Source organism: Gordonia sp. PP30 (assembly GCF_023100845.1).
GTDB lineage: Bacteria > Actinomycetota > Actinomycetes > Mycobacteriales > Mycobacteriaceae > Gordonia.
Genome location: NZ_CP095864.1, coordinates 3,565,159 through 3,582,571 on the forward strand (window position 1 = coordinate 3,565,159; position 17,413 = coordinate 3,582,571).

Here is a 17,413-nt window from a genome sequence, read left to right on the forward strand (position 1 = left end):
CTCCCGTTGCTGTGCCGATCACGACCCAACGACACCCGGGGTCGCGCACGTCGATCCGAACGCGTCACCCGGGCACGGCCATCCGGCAAGCGCCGTCAGGCGGCCGGCCGCGTCTCGAGGTAGACGACGCCCCGCCGGCGGTCACGCAACCGCGTGAGGGCCGACTTCAGCCCGCGGCGACGGCCGGTGCGCGGATCGACCGTCGACACCAGATGCTGCTCCGGGCTGTCCTTGAAGCGCAGTTCCGACGCAGTCTCGGGGGCGTCGTCGCTGGTGGCCTTGAGGTACTTGTTCGGCAGCGAGAGCTTGGCGATGGTGCGCCACGCCTTGGCGTACTGCACCGGGAACGACCCGGTGGTGTACGGCAGGTCGTATTCGGCGCAGATGGCCTGCACGCGCACCGAGATCTCCGGCAGCCGGTTGCTCGGCAGGTCCGGGAAGATGTGGTGCTCGATCTGGTAGCTCAGGTTGCCGCTCAGGAAGCCGAGCACCGGGCCGGACCGGAAGTTGGCGCTGCCCAGCATCTGACGCAGGTACCACTGCCCCTGGTTCTCGACGTCCATGTCGCGCTTGGTGAACTTCTCCGCGCCGTCCGGGAAGTGGCCGCAGAAGATCACCGCGTTGGTCCAGATGTTGCGGATCACGTTGGCCATCAGGTTGGCCGTCAGCGCCTTCCGGAAGCCCCGGCGGGACCGGGTCGCACCGCCGACCAGCGCCGGGTACACGACGTAGTCCTTGGCGATCTGCTTACCGATCTTGGTACCGGCGTCGCGCAGGTCCTTCTGGAACGCGATCTTGGCTTCCTCGGTCTTGCGCTTCTTGCCGAGCTCCAGGTGCTGCGCGGCGACGCCGTACTCGAAACCGAGCATCAGCAGCGTGTTCCACAGCAGATTGCCGAGGTAGAACGGCCGCCAGCGCTGGTCGCGCGTGACCCGCAGGAGACCGTAGCCCACATCGTCGTCCATGCCGAGAACGTTGGTGTACTTGTGATGGATGAAGTTGTGCTGGTGCTTCCAGTGCGCGCTCGGCCCGGCGTTGTCCCACTCCCACGACGTGGAGTGCACCTCCGGGTCGTTCATCCAGTCCCACTGCCCGTGCATCACGTTGTGCCCGAGCTCCATGTTCTCGATGATCTTGGCGGTGCCCAGCGCCGCCGCACCGGTCCACCACAGCGACCGCTTGCGCGAGCCGAAGATCAGCGCACGGCCACCGAGTTCCAGGCCGCGCTGCAGCCGGATGGTGTTGCGCAGGTAGCGGGCGTCGCGCTCACCGCGATCGGCCTCGATGTCGGCCCGGATCTGGTCGAGTTCCACCGCGATCGCCGCGATGTCCTCGTCGGTCAGGTGCGCGTACTCGGGGATGTCCTTGATGGCCACCGATTCTCCTCACTTACGTTTCCGTAACTTACGCAATCGTAGGTTACGGCTCCGAAGGTTGTCCAGTGCGGGTGACGACAGCGACGGATCTCACGCGAGCAGGGTTCCCGGCTCCGGCACGAACGGGGTGAAGAACCGATTCGGCAGGGCGCCCGCGATCGACATCTCCAGCGCCGGAATCGACCGGCCGTCGATCTGTTCGCGCAGGATGTCCGCATGCCCGGCGTGCCGCGCGAACTCCTCGACCTGGTGGACCAGGTAGTACCGGTTCTTGATCGGCATCGGCTCATAGATCCCGGCCCACGGCGCCGGCGGCGCGAGCGCCTCACCATCCGGATCGATCCCGGCCACCGTCGCGAGGAACTCGCCGCGCGTCGCGTCGAAGCGGTCCACGAGTCCGGCGGCCGTCTCATCGTCCCCCAGAGTGAACCCGCTCATGTACGCGGCGAAGCCCGCCTCGTCGAGCGCGATCAATTCGGTGCCCTCCCGGAGTCGGTGAATCGCACCCGCCATGCCCTGTTCGGCATGCTTCAGGAGCCCGCCGAGCGACAGCGCGCTGCGGCAGGGCGTCATCCGGGCCTGTTCCTCGGTGAGCCCGTACAGCGCGGCGCGCAGCGCGCCCAGCTGCTGGTCGGCGTAGTTGATCAGTCCGGTCAGTTCGTCGTCGCGAGCGGGTGCGTACATGGGGTCCTCCGGGCGTGGTCCGATGCGAGTGCACTTTCCATAGTCCCGGGAACGACGGCCGGGCCGCCGCCGATTCACCGAGAATCCCGGTGGAGACGGCCGGCCGGAGTGCCCTCACACGTCGAGCGTGCAGTCCCCCGCGGCCGCGCTGACACACGTCTGGATCCGTTCGCCCTCGACATGCTCCACGCCGGTGCGCAAGTCGCGCACGCAGCCCTTGTCGAGCATCACCACGCAGGTCTGGCAGATGCCCATGCGGCAGCCGTAGGGCATCTGCACGCCGGCCTGCTCACCCGCCTCCAGGAGCGTCGTGGCGCCGTCGACGGTGATCGACTTGTCGCGCGTCCCGAACGTGACCGTTCCACCCTGCGCGCCGTGCGCACCGCGCTCCAGCGCGAACCGCTCGATGTGCAGGGCGTCGCCCACCCCGGCCTTCTCGAAGGCAGTGGTCAGCATGTCCAGGAATCCGCCCGGACCACACGCCCACGCCTGGCGCTCCGCCCAGTCCGGGCACACCACCGACAGCGCCTCCTCGTCGAGCCGCCCCTCGTTCGCGGACAACCACAGCTTGAGCGTCACAACGCCCTCGGCGGCCAGCGCCCGCAGCTCGTCGAGGAACATCACGTCGTCCTCGGTGGGCGCCGAGTGCACCAGCACCACGTCGGACCCGCCGAGCCGCTGTCCGCGGCGGCGCATGGTCCGCAGCATGGACATGATCGGCGTGATGCCGCTGCCCGCGGTGGCCAGCAGCAGCTTCGGCGGCAGCGGCTCCGGCAGCACGAACTCCCCGGCGGGGGCGGCCAGCCGGACGACGGTGCCCGGTTCCAGGCCGTTGACCAGGTGCGACGACAGGAAGCCCTCGGGCAGCGCCTTCACCGTGATCGCGACGGTCTTGTCACCGGCCGAGGTGTCCGGGTCGCTGGTCAGCGAATAGCTCCGCCACGTCCAGCGGCCGTCGACCGGGATGCCGATACCCAGGTACTGACCCGCGGTGTAGTCGAACGAGAAGCCCCAGCCCGGCCGGATCACGATCGTCGCCGAATCACCGGCCTCGGAGGTCACCGACACCACCCGGCCGCGCAGCTCGCGGGCCGACCACAGCGGGTTCGCCAGGTGCAGGTAGTCGTCGGGCAGCAGCGGCGTGGTGACCCGGGAGACCGCCGCCCGCACCCAGTGCGCCATCTTCCCGTTCGACGACGCGGCCCTCGCCGGTGCCTCGAACCGTTCCCGCCAAGACCCCATCACGCTCTCCTCTCGCGGGCCCGCGAACGCGAACCGCCTACGGAACCGTAACTTACGGAAGCGTAACCACAGTGTGCAAGTCGGCGCCGACGAACCGCCGCCTACAACAGGTCTAGCAGGAACGGCAGTTCCTGGGTGGCGTACCAGGCGAGGTCGTGATCCTCCGCATCGCCGACCACCAGTTCGGCGTCCTCGTCCCCGAGGTCGGCCGCATCGACGACGGCCACGGCGGCCGCGACCGCGTCCTGCGCGTCCGCGCCGTCGACGTGCACCGCGACCACCTGATCGACGGTGACCGGGCCGGAGACCTTCACGACGGCGTCGTCGAGATCCGGCCGCGGCACGGCATCATCGCGTTCGGCGACCACCACCACGCGACGCACCGGCAGCTCGCCCGCCTCGGTGCCGAGCAGCCGCAGACTCGCGCGGGCGGCCTCGCGGAGCGCCACCTCGGCGAGTTCTTCGTCGTCGCCGGCCGTGTACGCCTCACGCAGCGCCGGTGTGAGCGCGAAACCGGTGCCGCCCAACGGCATCCAGGCGCCGTCGCCGAGCAATCGCTGTACGCCGCTCAGGGTTGCGGGCAGGTAGACCCTCATGACTGGACCTCATCGTCGTCGGCGGCCGGCGGTGCGACCGGGATCCGGGTGACCGGCCGCGGACCGAAGCCGCCGGTCCGCAGTTCTTCCAGCGAGTCGGCCACGTATCCGGCCATCGCGGGCAGATCGCCCATCACGTTGCGGTCGGCGAAGAAGCCGAACTCCACACGCTCGCAGTACTCGTTGACACTGATCGCCAGCGCGCGCCGCGCGACCAGTGCGGGGATGGTGTACAGCGCCGCCACCGGCACGCCGCCCACGTAGCGGCGAGTGATCTGGTGGTCGCTCATGCTGATCGGCACGTTGTACGAGCGCTGAAACAGCCCGTTGAACACGCGCGTGGAGAAGTCGGCGAACGGCACCACACCCAGTTCGGGCAGCATCGGCCGCAGGCCCGAGGTCATCCGCCGCTGCGACTGCGAGTAGCGGTCGGCCAGCCCGGCCACCTGCATCAGCCGCACCGACGGCGCGTCCTCCCCGATCGGCAGGTCGGTGATGAACTCGGGACAACCCGCGCACAGCCAGCCGCCGCCGGCCCGCCGCGACTCGGCGACGCCGTCGCGCGCCCCGAGCGGCAGCACCGCCCGCATCGTCTCGCCGTGGGCGATGGAGTCCCGGATCGACAGCATCCACCGGCGCATCACCCCGGTGACGATGCCGAGCACGACGTCGTTGAACGTGCACTCGAAGCGGTTCGCGACACCCAGGACCGCCGCACGCGGCACCGACGCGAAGGTGAAGAGCCGGGCCGACGTCGGCGCGGCGTTCAGCGGGCTGTCCGGCGCCGAGTTCACCAGCTGCTGGACGGTGGTGCCGACGAAGCGGGCCGAGCGGTCGGCAAAACTCAGCAGGTCGGCGATCGGCCCGCCGCCGTGCAGGACCGAGTCGGCGAATTCCCCGGGTCGCGCCATCGCCTCGGCGAGCGCACCCAGGGTGACGCTCCGGGCGCTCGGGCGCCGCCCCGGCATCCAGAGGTCGTCATCCAGGCGCGGAGTGTCGGCAGACTCGTCGGTGATCACCTCGCTGATCTCCGGATGACTGCCGTCGCCGACCAAGCAGCGATGGGTCTTGGTGAGGATCGCCAGGCGGCCGCCGGTGAGGCCCTCGATCAGGTAGAGCTCCCACATCGGGCGGCGGCGGTCGAGGGGCCGCGACATCACGCGCGCGATGAGTTCCTGCAACTGCGTGTCGCTGCCGGGCTGCGGGATGGCCGAGAGGCGCACGTGGAAGGTGACGTCGAAGTCCGGGTCGTCGATCCAGAGCGGGCGCGCCAGCCCGAGCGACACCTCGGTGACGGTCTGCCGGTAGCGCGGCATCTGCTGCAACCGGTTCTCCACCAGGGCCACCAGCCGCGGGTAATCGAGGGGGGCGCCGTCGCCCTGCGCCGGATCCAGAATCGACAGGGTGCCCAGATGGGTCGTCGTTCCGGCCCCGTCCAGGAAGTAGTACATCGCGTCGTCGGGCGACAGTCGATTCACCATGGTGCCGTTGATACTACGACTCCCCCGGCGTACCGGCCGGGCCAGTGCCGCGGCACCGGTTCTACAAGATCGCGAACTCGGTGACCACCCAGCGGCGGGACAGTTCGCGCCGCTGCGCGCCGCGCGCGGAGACCCGCACCGCCGCGGTCTCCATGGCGCCGGCGAACGCCCGGGTCCGCGGTCCGCGCACGTAGGTGCCGAAGATCTCGGCCGCTGCGCTCGAGCGCAGCTGGACGTGGACGCGGTGGAGCCGGGCAATCTCCCGGTCGGGTCCGCCCGCGCCGAGTTGCAGCAGGGTCGCGATCTGTGTGAGCACGTCGTCGGACACCGCTCCGGCCAATTGCCCGCGCGGCCGCTTGCCGTCGAGCACCTCCAGGGTGCGGGCCACCACCGCGATCGCGAACGACCGCGCCGCGGTGGCCACCTGCAGGTCGGGCGCCGGAGCCTTCGGCCGCGGTCCGTGGATCGCCGTGCCGGGCTGAGTGTCGAGCAGAGTCCCCCTCATGCACAGTCCGACGCGCCAGCCCCCGTTCCGGTTCCACGACACGCCGGATTTCTCCGAAATCTGCTCGCCGGCGCGAGATCGCACGTCCGGCTCGAGGTCGTTTCGACTCACCCCTCGCCCTGGCGGGCTCGGGGTGGCTCAACGGGCTTCGGGAAGCCCAGCGCACGACCGGACGACTCAACGGGCCATCGGGAAGCCCAGCGCACGACCGGACGACTCAACGGGCCATCAGGAAGCCCAGCGCACAAGCGGGCGACTCAACGGGCCATCGGGAAGCCCAGCGCACAAGCGGGCGACTCAACGGACCATCAGGAAGCCCAGCGCACAAGCGGGCGACTCAACGGACCATCAGGAAGCCCAGCGCACAAGCGGGCGACTCAACGGACCATCAGGAAGCCCAGCGCACAAGCGGGCGACTCAACGGACCATCGAGAAGCCCAGCGCACAAGCGGGCGACTCAACGGACCATCGAGAAGCCCAGCGCACAAGCGGGCGACTCAACGGGCCATCGGGAAGCCCAGCGCACGACCGGACGACTCAACGGACCATCGAGAAGCCCGGCGCACGACCGGACGACTCAACGGACCATCGGGAAGCCCGGCGCACGACCGGGCGACTCAACGGGCTGTATCGGCGGAACCTACTTGGCGTGGCGGCGGCGGTTGCGGCGCTCGGCGGCGCGGCGCTCCTTGCGGCTGCCGACGACCGGCTCGTCGCCCAGCACCTCCGACGGCGTGCCGGAGAAGAGTTCCTCCACCGCGGAGTGGATCTCCGGGGTGCCGTCCTCGGCCGGGCCGCTGTAGGTGATGCCGTCGGCGGCCTCCTCGTCCTCGACCGATCCGCCGAGACCGCTGCCGGCCAGCATGTCCGAGACGCTGCTGCCGAGGGCGGGTTCGGGGGCCTCGGCCTGCACCTGGGCGTTGAACAGGAGGCTGACGGTCTCCTCCTTCATGCCCTCGAGCATGCCCATGAACATGTCGTAGCCCTCGCGCTGGTACTCCACCACCGGGTCGCGCTGCGCCATCGAACGCAGGTGGATGCCCTCGCGGAGGTAGTCCATCTCGTAGAGATGGTCGCGCCACTTGCGGTCGAGCACGTTCAGCAGGATCGACCGCTCCAGCTGACGCATGGCGCCGTCGCCGCCGATCGCGGCCACTTCCTTCTCGCGCCGGTCATAGGCGGCCAGGGCGTCGTCGACGACGATCTGCCGCAGTTCGTCCCGGTCGAGGTCGTCGCGCTCGCCGAACTCGTTGACCTTGAACACGGTGTCGGCGTCGAGCGAGATCGGGTACAGGTTCCCCAGCGCCGTCCACAGCTCGTCGACGTCCCAGTCCTCGGCGTAGCCCTCGACGGTGGCGGCGTCGATGTACGCGCCGACCACGTCGGCGACCATCTGGCGGACCTGCTCGCTGTGGTCGTCGCCCTCGAGGATCTCGCGGCGCTCGGCGTAGATCACCTTGCGCTGCTCGTTCATTACCTCGTCGTACTTGAGGACGTTCTTGCGGATCTCGAAGTTCTGCTCCTCGACCTGCGTCTGCGCACTGCGAATCGCCCGGGTGACCATCTTGGCCTCGATCGGCACGTCGTCGGGCAGGTTGAAGCGGGTCATGATGGTGTCGAGCGCCGCGGCGTTGAAGCGCCGCATCAGCTCGTCGCCCAGCGACAGATAGAAGCGCGACGCACCCGGGTCGCCCTGTCGTCCGGAGCGGCCGCGCAGCTGGTTGTCGATACGCCGCGACTCGTGACGCTCGGTGCCGAGCACGTACAGGCCGCCGGCCTCGCACACGGCGACGGCCTCGTCGGCGGCATCCGCGCGGGCCACCGCGATCGCCTCGTCCCAGGCGGCCTCGTACTCGTCCGGGGTGTTGACCGGGTCCAGGCCGGCCTTGCGCAGCCGGGTGTCGGCGATGACCTCCGGGTTGCCGCCCAGCACCACGTCGGTACCGCGGCCGGCCATGTTGGTGGCGACCGTGACCGCACCGGTGCGGCCGGCCTCGGCGACGATCTGCGCCTCCTGCTCGTGGTACTTCGCGTTCAGCACGGTGTGCTTAATGCCGCGGTCGGCCAGCAGCCGCGACAGGTACTCCGACCGCTCGACGCTGGTGGTGCCGATCAGGATCGGCTGCCCCTTCTCGTTCCGCTCGGCGATGTCGTCGACCACGGCCGCGAACTTGGCCTCTTCGGTCTTGTAGATCAGGTCCGACTGGTCGTCGCGGATCATCGGCTTGTTGGTCGGGATCGGGACGACGCCCAGCTTGTAGATCTGGTGGAACTCGGCGGCCTCGGTCTCGGCGGTACCGGTCATGCCGGACAGCTTGTCGTAGAGGCGGAAGTAGTTCTGCAGGGTGATCGTGGCGAGCGTCTGGTTCTCCGCCTTGATCTCGACGCCCTCTTTGGCCTCGATGGCCTGGTGCAGACCCTCGTTGAAGCGGCGGCCGTCGAGCACGCGGCCGGTGAACTCGTCGACGATCAGGACCTCGCCGCGGCGGACGATGTAGTCCTTGTCCTTGTGGAACAGCTCCTTGACCTTGATCGCGTTGTTCAGGTAGCTGACCAGCTGCGAGTTCTCCGGCTCGTACAGGTTGTCGATGCCGAGACGATCCTCGACGAAGGCGACGCCGGCCTCGTGCACACCGATCGTCTTCTTCTTGATGTCCACCTCGTAGTGGGTGTCCTTCTCCAGCAGCGGCGCGATGCGGGCGAACTCGGTGTACCACTTGCTCGACGAGTCGGCCGGGCCGGAGATGATGAGCGGGGTACGGGCCTCGTCGACGAGGATCGAGTCGACCTCGTCGACGACGGCGAAGTTGTGGCCGCGCTGAACCAGATCGCCCAGCTCGTGCGCCATGTTGTCGCGCAGGTAGTCGAAGCCGAACTCGTTGTTGGTGCCGTAGGTGATGTCGGCGCTGTAGGCGACGCGTCGCTGGTCCGGCGTCATACCGGTGAGGATCACCGCGGTCTGCAGACCGAGGAAGCGGTGGACGCGGCCCATCTGCTCGGCGTCGCGCTTGGCGAGGTAGTCGTTGACCGTGACCACGTGCACGCCGTCGCCGGACAGCGCGTTGAGGTAGGCCGGCAGCACACAGGTCAGGGTCTTGCCCTCACCGGTCTTCATCTCGGCGATGTTGCCGAAGTGCAGTGCCGCGCCGCCCATGATCTGGACGTGGAAGTGCTTCTGATCGAGCACGCGCCAGGCCGCCTCGCGGGCGACCGCGAAGGCCTCCACCAGCAGGTGGTCGAGGGTCTCGCCGTCGTCGAGCCGTCCCTTGAACTCGTCGGTCTTGGCCTTGAGTTCGGCGTCGGTCAGCGCCTCGATCTCGCCCTCGCGGGCCTCGACCTGATCGGCGATGGCGTCGAGCCTCTTGACCATCCGGCCTTCGCCCAGGCGCAGCAGCTTGTTCAGCACGGTCCCACAGTCCCCATCGGTCGCAACGAAAGAATCCGGCCCGCACCGCAGGAGTGCAGACCGGATTCCATCGTACCGGGTGAGCGCGGCCGCGCCTCAGGAGAGACGGATGACGCCGTAGTCGAAGGCGTGACGGCGGTAGACCACCGACGGGCGGTCACTCTCCTGGTCGTGGAACAGGAAGAAGTCGTGACCGACCAGTTCCATCTCGTAGAGCGCGTCGTCGACGGTCATCGGGACCGCGTCGTGCTCCTTGACGCGGACCACCTGGCCGGGCTCGTACGGCTCGACGCCGTCGTCCCAGCGGTCCTCTGCCTCGGCGACGGTCTCCGGATGCGGATCGTCGGGGAGGGCGCCGGGGGCCACCGCCTCGGACAGGCTCATCGCCCGGCCCGGGCCGGTCTTGCGGATACGGCTGCGGTTGCGGGCGCGGCGCAGCTGCTTCTGCAGCCGGTCCATCACCTGTTCGGTGGCGGCGTAGAAGTTCTCGCCGCTCGCCTGGGCCCGGACCACGGGGCCGTCGCACCGGGCGGTCACCTCGACCACCTGCGCCTGCTTGAGCTGACGGCGGTTCGGCTCGTGATAGAGCACCACCTCGAAGCGGGTGAGCGAGGGATCGAAGCGCTCCAGCCGCGCGAGCTTGTCCGCGACGTACACGCGGAAGTGCTCGGGGATCACCACGTTGCGGCCGTTGAAAACGACCTCGGCGTCGGGCTCGGCGGGCTCGGCGACCTCCGCGACGAAGGCGGGCCGGGTGAACGCCTCGTTCACTTCCGCCTGGGTGGGGGCAGGGCCTTTGGGTTCGCGCTGTCCTTTGCGATGAACAACCGACATCGACATCCTCCTCCGATCGCTGCGCCGGAACCTCCTCGGTTCCGAGACACAGAGCAATTCGCTTGCCGCACAAGGGATTTGCGCGGCAGTTAGCAGTGAATTCACCGCAGGATTCCGGCTGCGAGTGTCCCGGTTCCGACGAACTCCGGCACCGGGCGAAACGCCCTCACCTCCTGCACCTGAAGGTTCATCACTGTCGAGTTCGACGTTATCGGTTCCGTCGTTTCTTCTCCACATTTCCGGGGTACCGGAAGCGAGTCGTGTCGCCCTTCACATGCGACGCTCAGGCTGCGGTTCACGCACCGGCGACGACGAGCACTCCGGACACCTCGACGCCGCCGCGCGACAGCGCGGCGACCGACGCCGCGGCGGTGGCGCCGGTCGTGAGCACGTCGTCGATCAGCAGCACCGCGGCGCGGGCCGCGTCACCCTCGCACGGCGCAAGCAGCGCGGCCGGCGGCGGCCCGGTCAGGGTGATCGCACCGGCCAGGTTCGCCATCCGGCCACCCGCGGACAGGCCCGCCGAGTCGCGGGTCCAGCCGGCCGTCGCCAGCAGCGGCACCACGCCCGCGCGCGGGCCGAGGGCGGTGGCCGCGGATCGGGCGATCGCGGTGACCGGATCTCCGCCGCGGCGCCGCGCCGACATCGCCCGGGTAGGCGCGGGGATCAGCGCGAGCCGCCGCGCGCCGGGCAGCTGCTCCCAGTCGGCGAGGGTGACCAGGCCCCGGGCGAGCACGGCGCCCAGGATCGGCACCAGATCGGTCCGCCCGTGCTCCTTGAGCTCGACCACCGCGCTCTGCAGCGGCCCGCGGTAACGGCCGAGCGCCCAGGCCGGCACCGGGAGCTCCACGCGCGGACGGAGCAGCACGGGATCGTCGACCACCCGCCGGGCGCAGCGCGCACACCACGGCGTCCCCGGCCGACGGCAACCCCCACACTCGCGCGGCAGCGCCAGATCGAGCGCCGCCGCGAACACCTCCCGCAGCGCGCGTCCCGATCCGAGTGGCGGGGTCATGGATGCATCGTCGTCGCCCGGCGGGCCCGCTGTCGAACACGTTGTCCACAGGGATCCGGGCGTCGCGCTATCCGGAGCGAGCGGTCTCGACTCCGCTCGACCGTCACGACGAGTTCCGCCGACCGGCCGCGCCCGACGAGCGCTACGAGACGGGGATGGCGCCGCGGCCGGTGTCGCCGACCGAGGTCCAGTACTGGTCGACGCCACCGGGGGCGGTGCCGATCTCCAGGATGCCGTTGCTGTCCGCGGCGTAGACCTTGGTGCGGGTCGCGGCCAGCGCGACCACCGGCGGCTTCAGGTTGCCGGAGACCAGCGGCAGCGCGGGCACCCCGGAGACCGGGATGCGCAGGACCGGTGCGTCGTCGCCGGTGCGGGCGAGGTACAGGTTCTCGATCCCGCCCCAGGCCAGCGCGACCACCGAGCCGATGTCGTAGGCCGTCTGGTGCACCCCGCTGAGCGACGGCACGCCGCGATCATTGGTGGTCAGCACGGCCAGCAGCACACGACCCCCGACCAGCAGCGCGGCACGCACCCCGTCCGGCGACACCTGGAACGCGGTGATCGGTCGCGGATCGATCGCGGCCACCTGACTGATGTCGAGCGGCACCACACGGGCCGCACCGGCCTGGTCCGTCGTCCACTGCACGGGTTTGCCGTCGACCACCGCGTAGCCGACATCGGCGGTCGCGCCGAAGCCCGGCGTGACGATGTCGCCGCCGGAGACCACCTCGGTGGGGATGCCGCCGTACGGGCCCTGCAGCAGGACTCGGCGCCCGCCGCGGTCGGCGACGGCCGCCACCCGGGTCTGATCTGCGGACAGCGCCGCCGCCCGCAGATCCGTCGCACTGCCCAGCGGCCCGGAGACCTGCGCGGTGCCCGCCGACGTGACCCGCAGCAGACCGCCCCGCACCACGTGCAGCGGCGGCACCTGTCCGGTGTCCGGTTCGGGATCGAAGGACTTGACGTCGGCGGTGCGCCAGCCGTCCGCCCGGTCCGCGACCAGCGGGGAACCGTCGGACGTGATGCGGTAGGTGCCGCGGAAACTGGCGGCGTCGAGTGTCCAGATCAGCTGTGCCGCGAGCACCGTGCGGTTGCGGGGATCGGCGTCGACCAGCCCGCCGAGATTGATCGTCACGGTGTCGCCGTCGATCGCGACCGGCCCCCGCAGCTCGACGTCCTTGCCCGCGGGCGACTCGACGGCGCCGGTGAGGTCGGGCGCCGGGCCGGCGAGCAGCCGGGTGACCACCGCCGTCGGATCGAGCGCGCCGCCGAACAGCCAGCGCGGATCGCCGACCAGCCGGGTCGCGGTGCGGTCGGGGTAGAACAGCTGCGCCAGCCGGTAAGAGGAGTCGAACTGGGTGCGATCGGTGACCGTGCCAGGTTCCAGGTCGCCCTCCACCCGCCAGGAGCCCTTCACCTGGTTCAGCGTCAGCGGCATCACCATCTCGCCGTCAACCGGGGTGAGCTGGCCGATCGTGCTGAGGACGCCGACGCGCGTCCCGATCACGCGCAGCCGGATCGCGCTCTCGTTACGCTCATCGACCACCACGCGCACATCGTCGAGCACCGTCGTCGGGCCCTGGTCGTCCCAGCGCGACGACGCGCCGGTGGTGAGGAACCGGCGCGCGGCCTTGTGCCCGGACGCCGGATCGGCCATCGCCTTGAGGAAGTTGCGGACCACGGTCTCCGGGTCGTCGCTGCGGCGCGGCGTCGGCACCAGATTGGTCGGCTGGGTCCGGTTGAACTGCTCCACCGGCTGCGGCGCCGACGAGTCGGGGATCGCCACGCATCCGGTGACGGCCAGCATGATCGCCAGCAGCAGGAGCACCGGCACTGTTCGGCGCGGTGTCATCGCGGGGTTCCCCCGTCCGGATTGAGTGGCAGCGGACTGCCGAGGAGCTTGTGGCCGCGGACCAGCGGCAGGGTGAGGCGGAAGCACGACCCGACGCCGGGCTCACCCGCCGCTTCCAGTCTGCCCTGATGCAGCCGGGCGTCCTCGATGCTGATGGCCAGGCCGAGGCCGGTGCCGCCGGATCGCCGGACGCGCGACGGGTCGGACCGCCAGAACCGGTTGAAGACCAGCTTCTCCTCCCCCGGTTTGAGGCCGATGCCCTGATCGCGGACGGTGATGGCGACGGCGTCGCCGTCCGAGCGCATGGTGAGCGTGACCGGGCGCTGCTCGCCGTGGTCGATGGCGTTGGCCAGCAGGTTGCGCAGAATGCGCTCGATGCGGCGCGGGTCGATCTCGGCGAGCACCGGTTCCACCGGCAGGTCGACGATCAGTTCGGTGCCGCTGTCGGCGGCGAGCGGTTCGACGGTGGCCAGCGCCGCCTCGATCGGGATCGCCATGTCCATCCGCTCGGCGGAGAGCTCGGCCTGCCCGGCGTCGTGCCGGGAGATCTCCAGGAGTTCGGTGAGCAGGGTCTCGAAACGGTCGAGCTCGGTGTCCATCAGCTCGACGCTGCGGCGTTGCAGCGGATCGAGATCGTCGCGGCTCTCGTAGAGCATGTCGGCGGCCATCCGGACGGTCGTGAGCGGGGTGCGCAGCTCGTGCGAGACGTCGGACGTGAACTGCCGTTGCAGACCGCCGAACTCCTCGAGGTGGGTGATCTGTTTGGACAGGCTCTCGGCCATGTCGTTGAAGGAGACCGCCAGCCGCGCGAACTCGTCGTCGCCGCGCACCGGCATCCGCTCGGACAGCCGGCCGTCGGCGAAGCGCACCGCGATGCGCGATGCGCTCTTCAACGGCGCCACCACCTGCCGCGCGATCAGCCAGGCGATGGCCGCGAGCAGGCCGAGGAGCACCAGACCGCCGACCATCAGGGTGCTGCGCACCAGGTTGACCGTCTTCTGCTCGCTGCCCATCGGGAACACCATGTACAGCTGGAGGTCGGGCACGGCGCTCTCCACCGGGGTGCCGACCACCAGCGCGGGCAGGTGCTCGCCGCCGCGGTGCACCGTCGTGTACTGGTAGGCCACCTGGCCGCGACTGACCATGGTGCGCAGCTGCTCGGACACCTCGGTCACCGGCCCGGCGGCCGCCACCGGCGGCTCGCCCCGGCGGCCCGGGACCAGCAGCACCGTGTCGTACGCGCCGGCACCGGCGCTCTGCGCCGAGTCGGTGTCCTGGTCGGTCATCAACGCCCGGGCGCGCGCCAGGCGCGATTCGGTGGACGTGCTCGACTCGGTGGTCGTCAGCACCCGTTCCACCAGGTTGCGGGAACGCTCGAGCTGATTGAGGGCGACGGCCTGCTTGTCGTCGAGCAGACGCCCGGTGATCTGACTGACCAGCAGAAAGCCCACGATCAGCAGCACCACGAACGAGAGCACCAGCGTCGACACGACCACCCGCAGCTGGAGCGACCGGCTCCACAGCGCGCCGAACGCGCGGCCGACACTGCCGGCCGCGCGCTGCATCGAGGCCACAGACCGGTTGATCCGGCGGCGGTTGAACACAGACTTATGTTTGATCACGGGGGTCCGGCCTTGTAGCCGACCCCCCTCACCGTCAGCACGATCTCCGGATTCTCCGGGTCGGTCTCGACCTTCGCCCGCAGACGCTGGACGTGCACGTTCACCAGCCGGGTGTCGGCGGGATGACGGTAGCCCCAGACCTGTTCGAGGAGGACGTCGCGGGTGAAGACCTGCCGCGGCTTCCGGGCCAGCGCCACCAGCAGGTCGAATTCCAGCGGGGTCAGCGAGATCGGGATGCCGTCGCGGGTCACCTTGTGCGCCGGCACGTCGATCTCCACCGGGCCGATCGCGAGCAGTTCGGCGGGCTCGTCGCCCTGCCGGCGCAGTCGTGCCCGGATACGGGCGACGAGTTCCTTGTGCTTGAACGGCTTCACCATGTAGTCGTCGGCGCCCGATTCCAGGCCGAGGACCACGTCGACGGTGTCGGATTTGGCGGTCAGCATAACGATCGGCACACCCGACTCGTTCCGGATGGCGCGGCAGACGTCGATCCCGTTCATGCCGGGCAGCATCAGGTCGAGCAGGACCAGGTCGGGCCGCAGCTCGCGGACCGCGGGCAGGGCCTGGGTGCCGTCGCCGACGACGAACGGTTCGAAGCCCTCGTTGCGCAGGGCGATCGTGAGCATCTCGGCCAGCGAGGCGTCGTCGTCGACGACCAGGATCCGGGGCTTCATGTCGACCATCGTGGCACTCGACGGCTGTTCCGCGCGGTAACGACACCCTCCGGCCGGCCGGGGATCCCCCACACGGAGCCGAGATCGCGACTCCGCCCGATCGGCATCGCCGCCCGGACCCTACGATCACCGCATGGGAATCCTCGTGGCGATCGAAGGCCTGGACGGCGCCGGGAAGAACACCATCACCCGGCGGATCGTCGCCGAGGCCACCGACCGCGGCCTGTCCGTGACATCGACGACGTTCCCGTCGTACGGCACGCATCTCACCGCCGATCTGGCCGCCGAAGCGCTGCACGGTGAGCACGGCGACCTGGCGCAGAGCGCGTACGCGATGGCCCTGCTCTTCGCGCTCGACCGCCGCGAAGCGCGCAGCGAACTGGCCGCCGCCCTGGACACCAGCGACCTGCTGCTGTGCGACCGCTACGTCGCCTCCAACGCCGCCTACAGCGCGGCCCGGCTCGGCGAGGGACCCGACGGCGACGTGGTGACGTGGGTCCGCGACCTGGAATTCGGGCGCTTCGCGCTCCCCCGCCCGGCACACCAGCTTCTCCTCGGCGTCCCGCCGGAGGTGGCGATGGAACGGGCGGAGGGTCGTGCGGCGGCCGATGCCGCGCGCGCCCGGGACGCCTACGAGCGCGACGCCGACCTGCAGACGCGCGTCTACCGGTCGTACCTGGCGCTGGCCGACGCGTCGTGGATGTCGGACTGGACGGTCGCCGACGGCGACGACGCGGTCGCGGCCGTCCTCGCCCTGCTGCCGCCGTCGTAGTTCCCGGTTCTCAGTCCCACCAGATCATCCAGCCGGTGGTCCAGTAGAGCAGCAGGATCAGGAACGAGATCACCGGCGCGACGAAGCCGATCGGGAAGCCCGAGACGCCCATCCAGACGCCGGCGACACCGATCGCGATCCAGAGCGCGTGGTAGATGACGGTCATCACCGAGTCGAGCAGCCACGCGAGGATGCTGAGCAGCGTGCCGAGCACCGAGCCGGTGGTCTTGAGCGCCTTCATGCCCTTGCCGCCGCCGGGCGGGGCCTGCGGCGTCCCGGTCTGCCCGGCCGCACCCGGCACGGGATGGAAGGTGGCGTAGCCGCTCGCCGGGCGCGCGGCGCCGGGGACCATCGCTCCGGGCGCGGCGCGACCGCTCGGCGGAGCACCGTGGACGGGCGGCGGAGGCGGGAACCGGCCCGGCGGGGGCGGAGTCATCGGCCGCGGACCGTGCGGCGGTACCGACCTCGACCAGGCGCCCGGCGACTGCAGCCCCGAAAGCGACGGCACCGGGGATTGCAGATCCAGGGATTGCGGCACCGGGGATTGCCGACCCGGGGGCGGCGGCATGGTTGGCCGCCGAGGTCACCCGCGGCGACGAGACCCGGCTGGTCGACGCCTTCGAGTTCATCCCGGGCGAGATCGCCGAGTCGCCCGACTCCGGAATCGACTTCTTCCACCTCGGGTCGATCACCGCCGAGCTGCATCGCCATGCGCGCGGCTGGACCCCGCCAGACGGATTCCGCCGATTCAGCTGGGACCTCTGCACTATGCTCGGCAGCGAGGGCCGGTGGGGCGACTGGCGCGACGCGCCGAATCTCACCGACGAGGACCGCGAAAGCATCGAGCGGGCCGAGGAGAAGGTGCGCGAGCGTCTCACCCGGTTCGGCACCGGCCCCGACCGATTCGGCCTCGTGCATTCCTCACCGGCTCAACGGGCGGCTACAGCCGCGGAACCGATGAGCTGCTACCAGCACGCACCCGACGAGAAACCCGCCTCACACATGTCTTCCACCCGCACGAACTCTGGCGTCGGGCGGGCGTCGACTCGCCAATCGGCTCGTCGGCTCAACGGGCGGCTACAGTCACCGTCTCGAACACGGGGCCACACACTCGATTCCACCGGACAAGCCCGGACCGCGCGCACGCCTCCTGCCCGAGCACCGAACTCTCGCCCCCTTCGCCCGGTCCCTCGTTCTCGCCCCCCACTGCCGAGGGCGCGAGAACGAGAAATGGGTGCCCGGCACCCCTGACAAGAGGGCGAGCACCGTCTTCGTCCAGCATTCCCCGTCAGGTGGGCGTTTCGACACGGCTCGTCACTTCGTTCCTCACCGGCTCAACGGGCGGCCACAGCTA

General features: G+C 70.1%; 14 protein-coding genes. 1 reads left to right on the plus strand and 13 read right to left on the minus strand.

What is annotated here, in order from left to right; genetic code table 11:
• Positions 1 to 95: 95 nt before the first annotated feature.
• The 12 genes from MYK68_RS16675 to mtrA all read right to left on the minus strand — a co-directional run bounded on the left by MYK68_RS16675 (position 96) and on the right by mtrA (position 15,296).
• Positions 96 to 1,376, minus strand: coding sequence for a fatty acid desaturase family protein (locus MYK68_RS16675; protein WP_247864874.1), 1,281 nt, complete (start codon positions 1,374 to 1,376; stop codon positions 96 to 98).
• 90 nt (positions 1,377 to 1,466) lie between these two features.
• Entirely contained in the window at positions 1,467 to 2,060 is a 594-nt protein-coding gene (locus tag MYK68_RS16680; RefSeq protein ID WP_247864875.1) for a mycothiol transferase, read from the minus strand.
• A gap of 114 nt (positions 2,061 to 2,174) precedes the next feature.
• The gene (locus tag MYK68_RS16685; RefSeq protein WP_440713789.1) at positions 2,175 to 3,302 is read right to left on the minus strand and encodes a ferredoxin reductase; all 1,128 of its coding nucleotides are present in this window, start codon (positions 3,300 to 3,302) and stop codon (positions 2,175 to 2,177) included.
• Between the two features lie 101 nt (positions 3,303 to 3,403).
• Positions 3,404 to 3,898 carry a DUF6912 family protein gene (locus MYK68_RS16690; protein ID WP_247864876.1) on the minus strand — a complete coding sequence of 165 codons (495 nt, stop codon included), beginning with the start codon at positions 3,896 to 3,898 and terminating at the stop codon, positions 3,404 to 3,406.
• A complete protein-coding gene (locus MYK68_RS16695; RefSeq protein WP_247864877.1) occupies positions 3,895 to 5,379 on the minus strand; it encodes a wax ester/triacylglycerol synthase domain-containing protein in 1,485 nt (494 codons plus the stop codon). Before MYK68_RS16695 ends, MYK68_RS16690 begins: the two co-directional genes overlap by 4 nt.
• Positions 5,380 to 5,440: 61 nt before the next feature.
• A complete protein-coding gene (locus tag MYK68_RS16700) occupies positions 5,441 to 5,884 on the minus strand; it encodes an Rv3235 family protein (RefSeq protein WP_247864878.1) in 444 nt (147 codons plus the stop codon).
• A 640-nt stretch (positions 5,885 to 6,524) separates the two neighbouring features.
• Complete coding sequence (gene secA / locus MYK68_RS16705) at positions 6,525 to 9,290, minus strand: preprotein translocase subunit SecA (protein ID WP_247864879.1); 2,766 nt, start codon at positions 9,288 to 9,290, stop codon at positions 6,525 to 6,527.
• Positions 9,291 to 9,386: 96 nt separating this feature from the next.
• Positions 9,387 to 10,124 (minus strand): ribosome hibernation-promoting factor, HPF/YfiA family, encoded by a 738-nt coding sequence (gene hpf / locus MYK68_RS16710; RefSeq protein WP_247864880.1) that lies wholly within the window; start codon positions 10,122 to 10,124, stop codon positions 9,387 to 9,389.
• 295 nt (positions 10,125 to 10,419) lie between these two features.
• On the minus strand, positions 10,420 to 11,139 hold the full coding sequence (locus tag MYK68_RS16715; RefSeq protein ID WP_247864881.1) for a ComF family protein: 720 nt from the start codon (positions 11,137 to 11,139) through the stop codon (positions 10,420 to 10,422).
• Between the two features lie 142 nt (positions 11,140 to 11,281).
• Entirely contained in the window at positions 11,282 to 12,991 is a 1,710-nt protein-coding gene (locus MYK68_RS16720; protein WP_247864882.1) for an LpqB family beta-propeller domain-containing protein, read from the minus strand.
• Positions 12,988 to 14,556, minus strand: coding sequence for an MtrAB system histidine kinase MtrB (gene mtrB, locus MYK68_RS16725; RefSeq protein WP_247868087.1), 1,569 nt, complete (start codon positions 14,554 to 14,556; stop codon positions 12,988 to 12,990). The genes MYK68_RS16720 and mtrB overlap by 4 nt, the downstream gene beginning before the upstream one ends.
• A 53-nt stretch (positions 14,557 to 14,609) precedes the next feature.
• On the minus strand, positions 14,610 to 15,296 hold the full coding sequence (gene mtrA / locus MYK68_RS16730) for an MtrAB system response regulator MtrA (protein WP_247864883.1): 687 nt from the start codon (positions 15,294 to 15,296) through the stop codon (positions 14,610 to 14,612).
• A 124-nt stretch (positions 15,297 to 15,420) separates the two neighbouring features.
• Here mtrA and MYK68_RS16735 point away from each other — a divergent pair, with 124 nt between their 5' ends.
• On the plus strand, positions 15,421 to 16,059 hold the full coding sequence (locus MYK68_RS16735) for a dTMP kinase (RefSeq protein ID WP_247864884.1): 639 nt from the start codon (positions 15,421 to 15,423) through the stop codon (positions 16,057 to 16,059).
• A 10-nt stretch (positions 16,060 to 16,069) separates the two neighbouring features.
• On the opposite strand, the gene MYK68_RS16740 is transcribed toward MYK68_RS16735, so the two are convergent.
• Entirely contained in the window at positions 16,070 to 16,495 is a 426-nt protein-coding gene (locus tag MYK68_RS16740) for a hypothetical protein (RefSeq protein ID WP_247864885.1), read from the minus strand.
• Positions 16,496 to 17,413: the final 918 nt, after the last annotated feature.